We start from the raw sequence: 14,268 nt of genomic DNA on the forward strand, positions 1-14,268 counted from the left end.
CTCAGGCGGATGGATGGGGCGCAGGCCGCACCCACGCTCGACGAGCAGGTGGGCAGGAGCGTTTTTCTCGGCCGCCTCGAGGAAATGGCCCAGGCCGCGGTGAATTGGGGGCGCAAGAACTCGCTGTGGCCGTTCAATTTTGGCCTGTCGTGCTGTTATGTCGAGATGGCGACGGCTTTCACCAGTCCGCATGATCTCGCCCGCTTTGGTTCGGAAGTCATCCGCGCGACGCCGCGTCAGTCTGACGTCATCGTCATCTCCGGCACGCCGTTCCTGAAGATGGCGCCGGTGATCAAACGGCTCTACGAGCAGATGCTCGAGCCCAAGTGGGTCATCTCCATGGGGTCTTGCGCCAATTCTGGCGGCATGTACGACATCTATTCGGTCGTGCAGGGGGTGGACAAGATTCTGCCCGTGGACGTTTACATCTCCGGCTGTCCGCCGCGGCCGGAGGCTTTTCTTGAGGCGCTGATTCTGCTGCAGAAGTCGATCCAGACCGAGCGTCGGCCACTGTCGTGGATGGTCGGGCCGCAGGGGGTGACGCGCATGCCGGCCCTGTCCATGCGCGATGCCAAGCAGGCGCAGCGCGTGGCGGTCACGGATCTGAGAACTCCGGATCAGGTATGAGCGCCGTCCGCGAGGAAATGCGACCGCTGGGCGTGATCGGCGAGTTGTATGCCCGGTTCCCGGGCGAGGGTTTCGTCGAACAGGCAACTGCGGACGGCATCCCGACGATGTGGGTGCCGGTCGGCCGGCTGCTGCGGGTGATGAAGCTGCTCAAGCACGAGATCCGGCAGCCGTACCGGATGTTGTACGACCTCACCGCGGTCGATGAGCGGCTGCGCCAGCACCGCGATGGATTGCCGCCGGCGGATTTCACCGTCGTCTATCACTTGATGTCGTTCGAGCGCAACAGCGATGTGCGCATCAAGGTCGCGCTCCGCGGCGAATCGCCGCACTGCCCGTCGGTGACCGGCCTGTGGCTCAACGCGAACTGGTACGAGCGCGAGGTCTGGGATTTGTTCGGTATCTGGTTCGACGGACATCCCAATCTGCAGCGCATCATGATGCCGCGCACCTGGCAGGGGCATCCCTTGCGCAAGGATCATTATGCGCGTGCCACCGAGGCCGAGCGGCTGACGATGGATGCGGCGCGCGTCGATCGGGAACAGGAAGCCTTGCGCATCAAGCCCGAGGAATGGGGCATGACGGCGGCCGGCGAGGATCACGATTACATGATCCTCAATCTCGGTCCCAACCATCCGAGCGTGCATGGTGTGTTCCGTGTCATGCTGCAGCTCGATGGCGAGGAGATCGTGCAGGCGGTGCCCGACATCGGCTATCACCACCGCGGTGCCGAGAAAATGGGTGAGCGCCAGTCCTGGCACAGCTACATTCCGTACACCGATCGCATCGACTATCTCGGCGGGGTGATGAACAACCTGCCGTATCTGATGGCGATCGAACGCATGGCCGGCATCCAGGTTCCGGAACGTGCGCAGACGATCCGTGTGATGCTCTGCGAGTTCTTCCGCATCACCTCGCATTTGCTGTTCTACGGCACTTTTGCGCAAGACGTCGGCAGCATGTCGCCGGTGTTCTACATGTTCGTCGATCGCCAGAAGGCGTATGACGTCATCGAGGCGATCACCGGCTTTCGCATGCATCCGGCGTGGTTTCGCATCGGGGGCGTTGCTGCCGACCTGCCGCGTGGCTGGGAAAAGCGGGTCCGCGAATTTCTCGACTGGATGCCCAAGCGGCTCAAGGACTACGAACAGATGGCGCTCAAGAACACGATTCTCAAGCGCCGCAGCATCGGCATCGGCCAGTACAGTACCGATGAGGCAATCGAATGGGGCGTCACCGGCCCGGGGCTGCGCGCGACCGGCTATGCCTGGGATTACCGCAAGGCGCGACCTTATTCGGGCTACGAGCATTTCGAGTTCGAGATTCCGACCGGTAAGAACGGCGATGCCTATGACCGCTGCCTCGTACGCGTCGAGGAGATCCGCCAGTCGCTGCGCATCATCGAGCAGTGCTTAAAGCACATGCCGTCCGGTGACTACAAGGCGCGCCACCCGCTGACGACGCCGCCGATCAAGGATCACACGATGCAGGACATCGAAACCTTGATCCACCACTTCCTCAACGTGTCCTGGGGGCCGGTGATCCCGCCGGGAGAATGTACGATGACGGTGGAGGCGACCAAGGGTTTGAACAGCTACTACCTGACCAGCGATGGCGGCACGATGAGTTACCGCACCCGCATCCGCACCCCCAGCTTTGCGCACCTGCAGATGATCCCGTATCTGGCGCGCGGGTTGATGCTGCCAGACCTGATCGCGATCATCGCGTCGATCGATTTCGTCATGGCGGACGTGGACCGGTGACCATGCTCAGTCCAGATGAAATCGCCGAGATCGACCGGGAGCTGGCGCATTACGAACAGCCAGCGGCCGCCACCATCGAGGCCTTGAAGATCGTCCAGCGTCATCGCGGCTGGGTCAGCGACGAGGCCGTTGCCGCCATCGCCGCCAAGCTGGGCTGTTCGCCGGCCGACGTCGATGCGGTGGCGACTTTCTATAACCTGATTTACCGCAGGCCGGTGGGCCGCCACGTGATCCATGTCTGCGATTCGGTGACCTGCTGGATGCTGGGTGAGCCGCGCTTGACCGAGCTGCTCAAGGCCCAACTGGGGATCGATTACGGGCAGACCACGGCCGATGGCCGCTTCACCTTGCTGCCGATCTGCTGTCTGGGTACCTGCGATCGAGCCCCGGCGATGATGATCGACGAGGACACGCACCGCGATCTGGAATCCGTCGATGCCGCGCGCTTGAGCGCGATTCTGGAGCGTTATCCATGAAAACCGGGTGCGGATCGAAGACAGGGGATCGGCATGCGCTGCCCTGCAGGCGGTGTCTGGTCGGCGGGGGAGCAAGGGCATGAGCGCACGCACTTCGCCACCGAGTAAGCCGCTGACCGACCGCATCCGGCCGAACCACCCGCCGTACGGTCTTGCGGATTACGAACGCCACGGTGGATACCAGGGCCTGCGCGCGGCGCTGAAAATGAGCCCGCAAGACGTCACCGCGCTGATGAAGTCGGCGGGGCTGCGCGGGCGCGGCGGCGCCGGGTTTCCGACCGGCGTGAAATGGAGCCTGGTGCCGATGGGCGAGAACGCGCCGAAGCAAAAATACATCATCGCCAATGGCGACGAGATGGAGCCCGGCACGTTCAAGGATCGCCTGCTGCTCGAAGGCGATCCGTTGCAGTTCATCGAAGGCATCACGATCGGCGGGTACGCGATCGGCGCGTCGATCGGCTATGTTTTCCTGCGCGCCGAGTACGTCGAGGCCGCCAGAGCGTTGCGCAAGGCCATCCAGGAATGCTATGCGCGCAACCGCCTGGGCCGGAACATCCTGGGCTCGGACTTCCATTTCGACCTGTATCTGCACACCAGCGCCGGCCGTTACATCTGTGGCGAGGAAACCGCGCTGATCAACTCGCTCGAAGGCAAGCGCGCGATTCCCCGTGCCAAGCCGCCGTTTCCGGCGACATCGGGTTTGTTCGGCAAACCCACCGTCGTCAACAACATCGAGACGCTGTGCAACGTGCCGCACATCGTCCACTACGGTGCCGAGTGGTTCCGCGGCCTGTCCAAGGGCAAGGATGGCGGCACCAAGATCTACGGCGCTTCCGGCAAGCTGCGCCGGCCCGGTGCCTGGGAATTGCCGATGGGCACGACGGTGCGCGAAATCCTCGAGGACCATGCCGGCGGACTGCGTGCCGGCCTGAAGCTGCGCGGATTCCTGCCCGGCGGGGCGAGCACCGATTTTTTGACCGCCGAGCATCTCGATGTGCCGATGGATTTCGACTCCATCGCCAAGGCCGGCTCGCGCATGGGCACCGGCATGATGATCGTGCTCGACGATCAGACCGATGTCATCGGCATGGTTCGCAACCTGGAGCGCTTTTTCGCGCGCGAGTCCTGCGGCTGGTGCACGCCGTGCCGCGACGGATTGCCCTGGGTCGAGAAAATCCTCGCCAGCCTCGAGGCCGGGCAGGGTCGTCCCGAGGATTTGACGATCCTGCGCCAGATGACCCGGCTGCTCGGGCCGGGACGGACGTTTTGTGCGCATGCCCCGGGTGCGATGGAGCCGCTGCAAAGCGCGCTTGGGCATTTCCGACTCGACTTCGAACGCGCCGCGGCGCGCAGTGCCGCCGTGGCAGGGGGACGTCCATGAGCGCCGGCGATGCGCGATCCGCGACCGCGCCGCTGGTCACGATCGAGATCGACGGCCGGCGGTATCGCGTCGATCCACGGCGCAACCTGCTCGAAGTCGCACTCGAGCTGGGTTTTGATCTGCCGTACTTCTGCTGGCATCCGGCGCTCGGCAGTGTCGGCGCCTGTCGCCAGTGCGCGGTGACGCAGTTCAAGGACGAAAACGACACCCAAGGCCGCGTCGTGATGGCCTGCATGACGCCTTGCGCCGACAAGACCCGCATCGCCATCGCGCATCCGGATGCGCTGGAGATGCGCGCATCGGTTATCGAAATGCTGATGACCAACCATCCGCACGATTGCCCGGTGTGCGAGGAGGGCGGCGCCTGCCATCTGCAGGACATGACCGTGATGACCGGCCACGCTTACCGCCGGTACCGGTTCCACAAGCGTACCCACGTCAACCAGGATCTCGGGCCGTTCGTCAGCCATGAAATGAACCGCTGCATCGCCTGTTACCGATGCGTGCGCTTCTACCGCGAATATGCCGGCGGCGACGATCTCAACGTGTTCGGCGCGCATCATTACGTCTACTTCGGTCGCGCCAGCGATGGCGTGCTCGAAAGCCCGTTTTCCGGCAACCTCGTCGAGGTGTGTCCCACCGGCGTGTTCACCGACAAGACCTACGGTGAGTCATACACCCGCAAGTGGGATTTGCAGCAGGCGCCGAGCATCTGCCACCACTGCGCGGTGGGCTGCAACATCATGCCGGGCGAGCGCTACGGGCGTCTCAAGCGCATCGAAAACCGCTATCACGGCGCGCTCAACGGCTATTTCCTCTGCGACCGTGGCCGTTACGGCTATCAGCACGTCAATGCCCAAGGCCGGGTGCGGCATGCGGCGCTGCGCCGCGATCGCGGCGCGGCCCGCCAGCCAGTCGATGCCGATACGGCGATCGCCACGCTGGCGGGCTGGCTGGCCGAGGGTCGCGTACTCGGGATCGGGTCGCCCCGCGCTTCGCTGGAGGCCAATTATGCGCTGCGTGCGCTGGTCGGCGCCGACCGCTTCCACCGTGGCATCGACGCCGAAACCGCCCGCCTCGATGATCTAGTGCTCGAGACGCTCGCGCGCGGGCCGGCGCAAATCGCCACAATCGCCGATATCGAGCAGGCCGATGCGGTGCTCGTGCTCGGGGAGGATGTGCTTGCGACCGGCGCACGGATCGCGCTCGCGATCCGGCAGGCCGTGCGCCAGAGCGCTTATGCGATGGCTGACGCTGCCCATGTCCCGCGCTGGCAGGATCACTCGGCGCGCCTGCTCGCGCAGGAGGTGAAAAGCCCCTTGTTCGTCTGCACGCCGGCGGCGACCGGACTCGATGGCATCGCGACGCGCACCTATCGTGGCGCACCGCAGGATCTGGTGCGACTCGCGCAGGAGATCGTGCATCTGCTCGACTACACCCAGCCGCGCGCACCGGGGCTTGACGGCGACACGATCCATCTGGCGCACACGATCGCCGAGGCGCTCAAGGGGGCCCAGCGTCCGCTGATCGTCAGCGGCACGGGTTGCGGTTCGGCCGCCTTGCTGCAAGTCGTCGCCAACCTGTGCACGGCGCTCGGCCGATCGGGCCGCAAGCCGTGGCTCGCGTTGCTGCCGAGCGAGTGCAACAGCCTGGGGACGGCTCTGCTGGGCGGTCCCGGCCTCGACGCCGCGCTCGCGCGCATCGAGGTCGGCGAGATCGATACACTGATCGTGCTCGAAAACGATTTGTTCCGCCGCGTGCCGGCACCGCGGCTGCAGGCTCTGCTGATGCGCCTGTCGCACCTGGTGGTCATCGATGCGCTGGCGACGCCGACCGCAGAGGCGGCGGATTTGCTGCTGCCCGCGGGCGCGTTCGCGGAAACCGACGGCACGCTGGTCAATTACGAAGGGCGGGCGCAGCGCTATTTCCAGGTCTATGTGCCCGAAGGCGATATCCGCGAATCCTGGCGCTGGCTGCAGCAGGTGGCGCGTGCCCGCGGGCAGGACCTCGGCGACGCACTCGATGCGCTGATCGCCGGGTGTGCGGGGAGCGATCCACGGCTGGCGCGCATCGTCGATGCCGCGCCATCGGCGCGATTCCGCATTCACGGCAGCCGCATTCCGCGTCAGCCGCATCGCTACAGCGGGCGCACGGCGATGCACGCGCAGCGCGATATCCACGAGCCGCGGCCGCCACAGGATCCCGACACGCCGCTCGCATTTTCGATGGAAGGCGCACGCACCGGCGCACCGCCGGCGGAAATCCCGATCTTCTGGTATCCGCGCTGGAACTCGGTGCAGTCGGTGCACAAGTTCCAACAGGAAATCGGCGGTCCCCTGCGCGGCGGCGATCCCGGTGTGCGTCTGATCGAGCCCGGTCCCGGCGGTCATTATCACGACCGTCCTGGGTATCGCGCACCGGCCGAGCTGGAGACTGTCTGGCTCTACGAATTGTTCGGCTCGGAAGAGTTGTCGGTGCGCGGGGATGCGATCGCAAGCCGTGTCGCAGCCCCCTATCTCGTGCTGCACCCGGCTACGGCGGCGCGGCTCGGTCTCACCGCGGGCGCCACGGTGCAGGTGGAGGCCGCCGGCCAGCGCTGGCAGGCCGTGCTGCGTGTCAGCCCCACGTTTGCGGCGAATGTCGCCGGTGTGCCGCGCGGCTTGCCCGGCGTGCCGACGTTCGCGACGGGTACGGTACTGAGCGTGCGGGAGGTACGGCCGTGAGCAGCGAGCGCATGGCTCTGATCGGCACAATTCTGCTCGCCGTCGTTGCCACGGCGGCGCTGCTGATCTGGGTCGAGCGCCGCATGCTCGGGCTGTGGCAGGACCGCTGGGGTCCCAACCGGGTCGGGTTTCTCGGACTTGGCCAGGTCGTTGCCGACATGATCAAGATCTTCATGAAAGACGACTGGATCCCGCCCTTTGCCGATCGCCCGGTATTCGTCATCGCGCCGGCGATCGTGATGGTCACCGTTCTACTCGCCTTTGCCGTGGTGCCAATCGCCCCAGGCGTGTCCGTTGCCGGCGACTGGAACGTCGGCGTGCTGTTCGTGCTCGGCATGACCTCGCTCGCCGTCTATTCGGTGATGCTCGGCGGCTGGGCGTCGAACAACAAGTACGCACTGCTCGGCGCGATGCGATCGACCGCCCAGTCGATCAGCTACGAGGTGTTCATGGGTCTGGCGCTGCTCGGCGTGGTCATTCAGGCCGGTTCGTTCAGTCTCGAGGACATCGTGCTCGCCCAGCAGGACGGCTGGTTCATCGGTCCGCAATTCCTCGGCTTCGTGCTGTTTCTGATCGCCGGTCTCGCCGAGACGCACCGTCTGCCGCTGGATTTACCGGAGGCCGAACACGAACTCACCGCCGGATTCCATACCGAGTATTCGGGGATGAAGTTCGGCATGTTCTTCGTCGGTGAATACGTCGCGGTGATTCTCGTCTCTGGGCTGCTGACCACGCTGTATTTCGGCGGCTGGCTCGGCCCGACCTGGGGGCTCACGCTCGCCGGATGGTCATTCATGCCGCTGGTGTGGTTCGTGCTCAAGACGGGTGCATTCATTTTGTTCTTCATCCTGCTGCGCGCCGCGATCCCGCGCCCGCGCTACGACCAGCTGATGCGCTTCGGCTGGCTGGTGCTGCTGCCGCTCGCCTTGCTCAACACTGCGGTCACCGGCGCGTTCGTTCTGTTGAGGAGCGGTGCATGAGCCGTCATCTCAAAGAGCACGGGACACCCGCTGTGCCCCCCCCGCCGGTGTCGCCCGGGGGGCTGCGGTTGATCGTCGAAGGGTTTTTCACCCAGTTGCTGTCGTTGTGGCGCGTGTTTCTGCACCTGTTCGCGCGGCGCGCCACGATCGAATATCCGGAACAAAAGCCCTATCTGCCGCCGCGTTACCGTGGCCGCATCGTGCTCACCCGCGATCCGGACGGACAGGAGCGCTGCGTGGCCTGCAACCTCTGCGCCGTGGCCTGTCCGGTGGGCTGCATCGCGCTACAGAAGGCGGAAACGCCGGACGGGCGCTGGTATCCGGAATGGTTCCGTATCAATTTTTCGCGGTGCATTTATTGCGGCATGTGCGAGGAAGCCTGTCCGACCTATGCGATCCAGCTCACCCCGGACTACGAGATGGCCGAGTACGACCGTCGCAACATGGTTTACGAGAAAGAGCACCTGTTGATTGCCGGCCAGGGCAAGTACCCCGGCTACAGCTTTTACCGGGTCGCGGGCCTGGCCATCGCCGGCAAGCCCAAGGGCGCGGCGCAACACGAGGAGCCACCGGTGGATCCGCGGAGCCTGCTGCCGTGAGCACGCTTTTTTATGTCGCTTCCGCCGTCGCCCTGGCGGCGACGCTGCTCGCGATCACGCGGGCCCATCCGGTGCACGCCCTGCTGTATCTGATCGTCTCGCTGCTGGCGGTGGCGGCGACGATGCTCGCCCTCGGCGCGCCGTTCGCCGCGATGCTCGAGGTGATGGTTTACGCCGGCGCGATCATGGTGTTGTTCGTGTTCGTGGTCATGCTGCTGAATCTCGGCCCCGGCGTGGCCGAGCACGAACGGCAATGGCTGCGCCCCGGGTACTGGATCGGCCCGGGCGTTTTGTGCGCGGTGCTGCTGGCGCAGTTGCTCATGAGTGTGCTCGCCCAGCCGGCGCTTACGGGCACACACGAGGTCGATGCCAAGGCGGTGGGCATCGCCCTGTTCGGGCCTTATCTGCTCGCCGTGGAACTGGGTTCGATGCTGCTTTTGGCCGGCCTGATCTCTGCCTATCACATCGGCCGCCGCGAACCGGCGCGGAGCACTGCGCCATGAGCGTCGTGCCATTGGGTCATGTGCTGGGAGTCTGCGCGGCGCTGTTCGCGCTCGGGCTCGTGGGTCTGCTCGTGCGGCGCGGCCTGCTGTTCTCGCTGATGTGCCTGGAAATCATGCTCAATGCGGCGGGGCTTGCCTTCGTCGCGGCCGGTAGCCGCTGGGCACAGGCGGACGGGCAGGTGATGTTCGTGCTGGTGCTGACGCTGGCCGCCGCCGAAGTCGCCGTGGGCCTTGCGCTGCTGCTGCAGATCCATCTGCGCTTGAAGACACTGGATCCGGATGCCATCAGCGGAATGAAGGCATGAGCGCCATACCGGACTATCAGGAACTGCTGTGCTGGGTCGTGCTGCTGCCGCTGTCGAGCGCGACGGTTCTGCTGCTCTGGCGTGGTGTGCCCAAGGCCCTGGTGACGCTGCTGGGGGTCGGGTCGGTCGTCGGCAGTGCGCTGCTCACGGCCTTGATCGGCGGGCTCTGGCTGCAGTCACCTGAGCCGTTCACCCAGGTGCTATGGTCCTGGATACAACTGGAGAGCTTCACGCCCCGTATCGCGCTGCATTTCGACGGCCTGGCACTGACGATGCTCGGCGTCATCACCGGTGTCGGCGCGCTGATTCATGGCTATGCCTCCGGGTACATGCGCGACGACCCCGGCTACCGCGCGTTCTTCGCGTACATGAATCTGTTTGTCGCGATGATGGTGTTGCTGGTGCTCGCCGACAACCTGCTGCTGCTGTATCTGGGCTGGGAGGGCGTGGGCCTGTGCTCGTACCTGCTGATCGGGTTCTGGCACCAGGATCCGGCCAATGGTGCGGCGGCGCGCAAGGCCTTCATCACCACGCGCGTCGGTGACACCGCGATGGCCATCGGCCTGTTTCTCCTCTACCGCGAACTCAAGACGCTCGACATCGAAGTCATCCTCGCCTCGGCAGCGGCGGCATGGCGCACCGAGCCGTACATGCCGACGCTGATCGCGCTGCTCATTCTGGGGGGGGCGGTCGGCAAGTCCGCACAACTGCCGCTACAGACCTGGCTGCCGGATGCGATGGCGGGCCCGACGCCGGTCTCCGCACTGATCCACGCGGCGACGATGGTCACGGCCGGCGTCTATCTGGTCGCGCGGCTGCATGGTCTGTTCCTCGTTGCCCCGGGTGCGCTCGAGGTGGTCGGCTGGATCGGCGCTGTGACGTTGCTGCTCGCCGGCGGCGCGGCGCTTGCACAGTCCGACATCAAGCGTGTGCTCGCTTATTCGACGATGTCGCAGATCGGCTACATGTTCATGGCCTTGGGTGCCGGCGCCTGGCAGGCGGCGATTTTTCACCTGATGACGCACGCTTTCTTCAAGGCGCTGCTGTTTTTGGCGGCCGGCAGCGTGATTCTGGCCTGCCACCACGAGCAGGATATCTTCCGCATGGGGGGATTGCGCAGGAGGCTGCCGCTTGCCTTCGCTGCCTTCGTCGTCGGTGGGGCGGCGCTGGCCGCGCTGCCCGTCGTCACCGCCGGTTTCTGGAGCAAGGAGGCGATTCTCGCCGGGGCCTGGTCGAGCGGGCACGTGGCGTGGTGGGCGATGGGTGTCGCCTGCGCTTTTCTCACCGGTTTGTACACGTTCCGTCTGGTCTTCATCGTGTTTTTCGGTGCGGAGAAGATTCACGCGCACGATGCGGATCTGTGGCGCATGCGCGTACCGCTGGGCGTGCTGATGCTCTTGTCGGTGCTGGGCGGGGCCATCGCCCTGCCGCTTGCCGGCGTTCTGCCCGGCGATCCGCCGACGCCCTCGGCGCATTGGCCGGCGATCGTGGCGGTGGCGGCCGGACTTGCCGGCATCGCGCTCGCCTGGCGCTGGTACGGGCGCGGCGCGGTGGCGCCCGAGCCGACGGCGCTGCGCCGGCTCGCGCAGGCTGGCTGGGGATTCGATGCACTCTACGGCGGCCTGTTCGTGCGGCCACTGTACGCCCTCGCCACGGCCAATCGCGCCGATCTCGTCGATCGCGGGTATGGCGTCATCGTGGCAGGGCTGGGCGGACTGCACCGGATGGTCCTGCGGCTGCAAACCGGCCGACTGCGCTGGTACGCGGCGGCGATGGCCGCCGGCATGGTCTTGCTGCTCGGAGCCGTGCAATGGACATGACGACGGCCGCGAGTGCATGGCTGCTGCCGCTGCTGATCGCGATTCCTTTCGTCGGCGGTGTTGCGGCCTGGTATGCGGAGCGCCTGTCGCTGACCTGGCCGCGCTGGATCGGCCTGCTGTCGATGGCCGCGATCTGTGCGCTCGCACTGTGGATCTGGGCACATGCGGATGTCCCGGGCGTGGTGCCAGCGCATGGCACACCGAGCTGGTTGATCGAGTTCCGCGCCGAGTGGATTCCGCGCTGGGGCATCAGCCTGCATCTTGGACTCGATGGGCTGAGCCTGTTGATGATCCTGCTCACGGGGGTGCTGGGCGTGCTGTCGGTGGCCTGCTCCTGGCGCGAGATCCAGCAGTACGTGGGCTTTTTCCATCTCAATCTGCTGTGGAACCTGGCCGGCGTGATCGGAGTGTTTCTGGCCCTCGATCTGTTCCTGTTCTTCGTGTTCTGGGAAGCGATGCTGGTGCCGATGTACTTTCTGATCGCGCTGTGGGGGCATTCGAGCCAGGGTGGGCGTTCCCGCGTCTATGCCGCGACCAAGTTTTTCATCTTCACGCAGGCGGCCGGGCTTTTGATGCTGGTCGCGATCCTCGCGCTGGTCTGGTTGCATCACCAGAACACCGGGCAGTGGAGCTTCGATTACGACCAGCTGCTGTACACGCCGCTGACGCAGGTGCAGGAGTATCTGCTGATGCTGGCTTTTTTCATCGGTTTTGCGGTGAAACTGCCGGTGTTCCCGCTGCACCCGTGGCTGCCCGATGCGCATTCCCAGGCGCCGACCGCCGGTTCCGTCGACCTGGCTGGCGTGCTGCTCAAGACCGGCGCCTATGGTCTGCTGCGCTTCGTATTGCCGCTTTTTCCGAACGCTTCGCAGGATTTCGCGCCAGCGGCGATGCTGCTCGCCATCGCCGGTATCGTTTATGGTGCCAAGCTGGCGTTGGTGCAGACCGACATCAAGCGCCTGGTCGCCTACACCAGCGTTTCGCACATGGGTTTCGTACTGCTCGGCATCTATGCCGGCAATACGCTGGCGCTACAGGGTGCGGTCGTGCTCATGCTCGCGCATGGTCTGGCGACCGGTGCTTTGTTCATTCTCTGCGGAGAGCTCTACGAACGCCTGCATACGCGCGAGCTCGCGCGCATGGGCGGGCTGGCGCAGCGCGCACCCCACTATGCCACCGCGTTGATGTTTTTCGCGCTCGCCTCGCTGGGACTGCCAGGGCTGGGCAATTTCATCGGTGAGTTTCTGGTGCTCGCCGGCAGCTTCCCGGTTGCGCCGTGGATTACCGCGGCCGCTGCGAGCGGACTGGTGCTCGCTGCGGTATACGCGCTTTATCTGGTACAGCGCGCGTTGCACGGACCGCCCGCCGATGCGCATGCGATCGAGGATCTGACGGCGCGCGAAACCGCGATGATGGCGGCGCTGATGCTCGCCTTGCTCGCGCTCGGCCTGTTCCCGCAGCCGGTGCTCGATCTGGTGCGTGCGCCGCTTGAGCAGATCGGGCAGTGGTATGCCTTCGGAGTACCGGTGCGATGAACACGACCCTCGATGCGCAGCTGTGGGCGGCTGCGCCGCTGATCCTGATGGCTGTGGGCATCGTCATCGTCATGCTGGTGATCGCCGGCACGCGCAACCACCGCGCCATCGCACAGCTGACGACCCTCGGGTTTGTGCTGACCTGCATCGTGAGCCTGATGCCCGAGCGCGCCACTGAGGTGACGCCGCTGCTGCTCATCGACGATTACGCGCGCTGGGTGATGGCCTTGATCGCTGCCGCCGGCGCGGTGACGACGGCGCTGATCTACGGCTATCTCGCCGATCACGACGGCTATCGCGAGGAGATGTATCTGCTGCTGCTGCTTGCCGCATTTGGGGCGATGGTGCTCGCCGCCAGCTGCCATGCCGCGAGCCTCTTGCTTGGCCTGGAGACATTGTCGATTGCGCTGTTCGGCATGATCGCCTACCCACTCAGATACGCGCGGCCGCTGGAAGCCGCCATCAAGTATCTGATCCTGTCGGCCGCAGCGACGGCGACGCTGCTGCTCGGCTTTGCATTCATCTATGCCATGACCGGCCGGCTGCAGTTTGGCCCGCTCGGGGCTGCCGTGGCGGCGCTTTCCGGCGCCGATCGCGCGATAGCCCACGCCGGCCTGGCGCTGATCTGGGTCGGTTTTGCGTTCAAGCTGTCACTGGCACCGTTCCATCTGTGGACGGCCGATGTCTATGAAGGGGCGCCGGCACCGGTCGCCGGTTTCCTCGCCGCGGTGTCCAAGGGCGCGGTCGCGGTGGCGCTGCTGCGCTGGCTCGACGCCGCGGCGCTGGCGCAGACCCCGGCGCTTGCGCACATGCTATCCGTGCTCGCCGTGGCGAGCATCGCCATCGGCAATCTCGGCGCCTTGCAGCAGAACAACGTCAAGCGTCTGCTCGCATACTCTTCGATCGCCCATTTCGGCTATCTGCTGGTACCGTTTCTGGTCGGCGGCAGTGTCGCGCGCGAGGCGGTGCTGTTCTATGTCGCCGCCTACACCGTGATGACGCTGGGCAGCTTCGGGGCGGTCGCCGCGCTGTCCGGATCGCAGGCGCGCGACGACGCCGACCATCTCTACGATTACCGCGGCCTGTTCTGGCGGCGTCCCTTGGTGACCTCGGTGTTCGTGCCGATGCTGCTGGCGCAGGCCGGTGTGCCACTCACGGTCGGATTTCTCGCCAAGTTCTACGTCCTGGCCGCCGCTGTCGAGCAACACGCCTGGATGCTTGCACTCGCGGTGATCGTGGGCAGCGCCGTCGGTCTTTACTATTACCTGCGCCTGGCGATCGTGCAGTTCCTGCCCAAACCCGGTGGCATGCAGCGCGAGGCTCGGCTCAGCGAGGCGGCGGTCGCAACGAGTGTGGCGCTGGTGTCGCTGGTGGTGGCCTTGATCGGCGCCGGCATCTGGCCGCAGCCGCTCGCTGCAGCAGTGAGCCGCGCCCTCGCCGGCAGTGGCTGACCCCAGCGGAAGTTTTTGCAGCGTCTGCGCCGGATCCGGGTCGGGTAGCGGCGACGGGGTCGATTGACTAGAATTCGCGCGCTTCCCGAACCCAGAATCCAGGTG

Annotated in this window: 12 protein-coding genes; all 12 read left to right on the forward strand. The window is 65.5% G+C overall.

The window, feature by feature from the left end; translation table 11 throughout:
* Positions 1-9: 9 nt before the first annotated feature.
* The 12 genes from BMZ48_RS09910 to BMZ48_RS09965 all read left to right on the forward strand — a co-directional run bounded on the left by BMZ48_RS09910 (position 10) and on the right by BMZ48_RS09965 (position 14,163).
* The gene (locus tag BMZ48_RS09910) at positions 10-627 is read left to right on the forward strand and encodes an NADH-quinone oxidoreductase subunit B (RefSeq protein WP_234981604.1); all 618 of its coding nucleotides are present in this window, start codon (positions 10-12) and stop codon (positions 625-627) included.
* Positions 624-2,390: an NADH-quinone oxidoreductase subunit C/D gene (nuoC, locus tag BMZ48_RS09915; RefSeq protein ID WP_091534578.1), complete on the forward strand. Its 1,767-nt coding sequence runs from the start codon at positions 624-626 to the stop codon at positions 2,388-2,390. The genes BMZ48_RS09910 and nuoC overlap by 4 nt, the downstream gene beginning before the upstream one ends.
* Positions 2,391-2,392: 2 nt before the next feature.
* A complete protein-coding gene (gene nuoE, locus BMZ48_RS09920; protein ID WP_091534579.1) occupies positions 2,393-2,866 on the forward strand; it encodes an NADH-quinone oxidoreductase subunit NuoE in 474 nt (157 codons plus the stop codon).
* 79 nt (positions 2,867-2,945) lie between these two features.
* Entirely contained in the window at positions 2,946-4,247 is a 1,302-nt protein-coding gene (gene nuoF, locus BMZ48_RS09925; RefSeq protein WP_091534580.1) for an NADH-quinone oxidoreductase subunit NuoF, read from the forward strand.
* A complete protein-coding gene (gene nuoG, locus BMZ48_RS09930) occupies positions 4,244-6,970 on the forward strand; it encodes an NADH-quinone oxidoreductase subunit NuoG (protein ID WP_234981598.1) in 2,727 nt (908 codons plus the stop codon). Before nuoF ends, nuoG begins: the two co-directional genes overlap by 4 nt.
* 11 nt (positions 6,971-6,981) lie before the next feature.
* Positions 6,982-7,950 (forward strand): NADH-quinone oxidoreductase subunit NuoH, encoded by a 969-nt coding sequence (nuoH, locus tag BMZ48_RS09935; RefSeq protein WP_091534740.1) that lies wholly within the window; start codon positions 6,982-6,984, stop codon positions 7,948-7,950.
* Entirely contained in the window at positions 7,947-8,549 is a 603-nt protein-coding gene (nuoI, locus tag BMZ48_RS09940) for an NADH-quinone oxidoreductase subunit NuoI (RefSeq protein WP_091534581.1), read from the forward strand. The genes nuoH and nuoI overlap by 4 nt, the downstream gene beginning before the upstream one ends.
* Positions 8,546-9,052, forward strand: coding sequence for an NADH-quinone oxidoreductase subunit J (gene nuoJ, locus BMZ48_RS09945; RefSeq protein WP_091534583.1), 507 nt, complete (start codon positions 8,546-8,548; stop codon positions 9,050-9,052). The genes nuoI and nuoJ overlap by 4 nt, the downstream gene beginning before the upstream one ends.
* Positions 9,049-9,357, forward strand: coding sequence for an NADH-quinone oxidoreductase subunit NuoK (nuoK, locus tag BMZ48_RS09950; RefSeq protein WP_091534586.1), 309 nt, complete (start codon positions 9,049-9,051; stop codon positions 9,355-9,357). Before nuoJ ends, nuoK begins: the two co-directional genes overlap by 4 nt.
* Positions 9,354-11,177, forward strand: coding sequence for an NADH-quinone oxidoreductase subunit L (gene nuoL / locus BMZ48_RS09955; protein WP_091534589.1), 1,824 nt, complete (start codon positions 9,354-9,356; stop codon positions 11,175-11,177). The genes nuoK and nuoL overlap by 4 nt, the downstream gene beginning before the upstream one ends.
* Positions 11,174-12,712, forward strand: a complete 1,539-nt coding sequence (nuoM, locus tag BMZ48_RS09960; protein ID WP_091534743.1) for an NADH-quinone oxidoreductase subunit M — start codon at positions 11,174-11,176, stop codon at positions 12,710-12,712. The genes nuoL and nuoM overlap by 4 nt, the downstream gene beginning before the upstream one ends.
* Entirely contained in the window at positions 12,709-14,163 is a 1,455-nt protein-coding gene (locus BMZ48_RS09965) for an NADH-quinone oxidoreductase subunit N (RefSeq protein WP_091534591.1), read from the forward strand. The genes nuoM and BMZ48_RS09965 overlap by 4 nt, the downstream gene beginning before the upstream one ends.
* The last annotated feature ends 105 nt before the right edge of the window (positions 14,164-14,268 follow it).

Source organism: Fontimonas thermophila (genome assembly GCF_900113085.1).
Lineage (GTDB): Bacteria > Pseudomonadota > Gammaproteobacteria > Nevskiales > Nevskiaceae > Solimonas > Solimonas thermophila.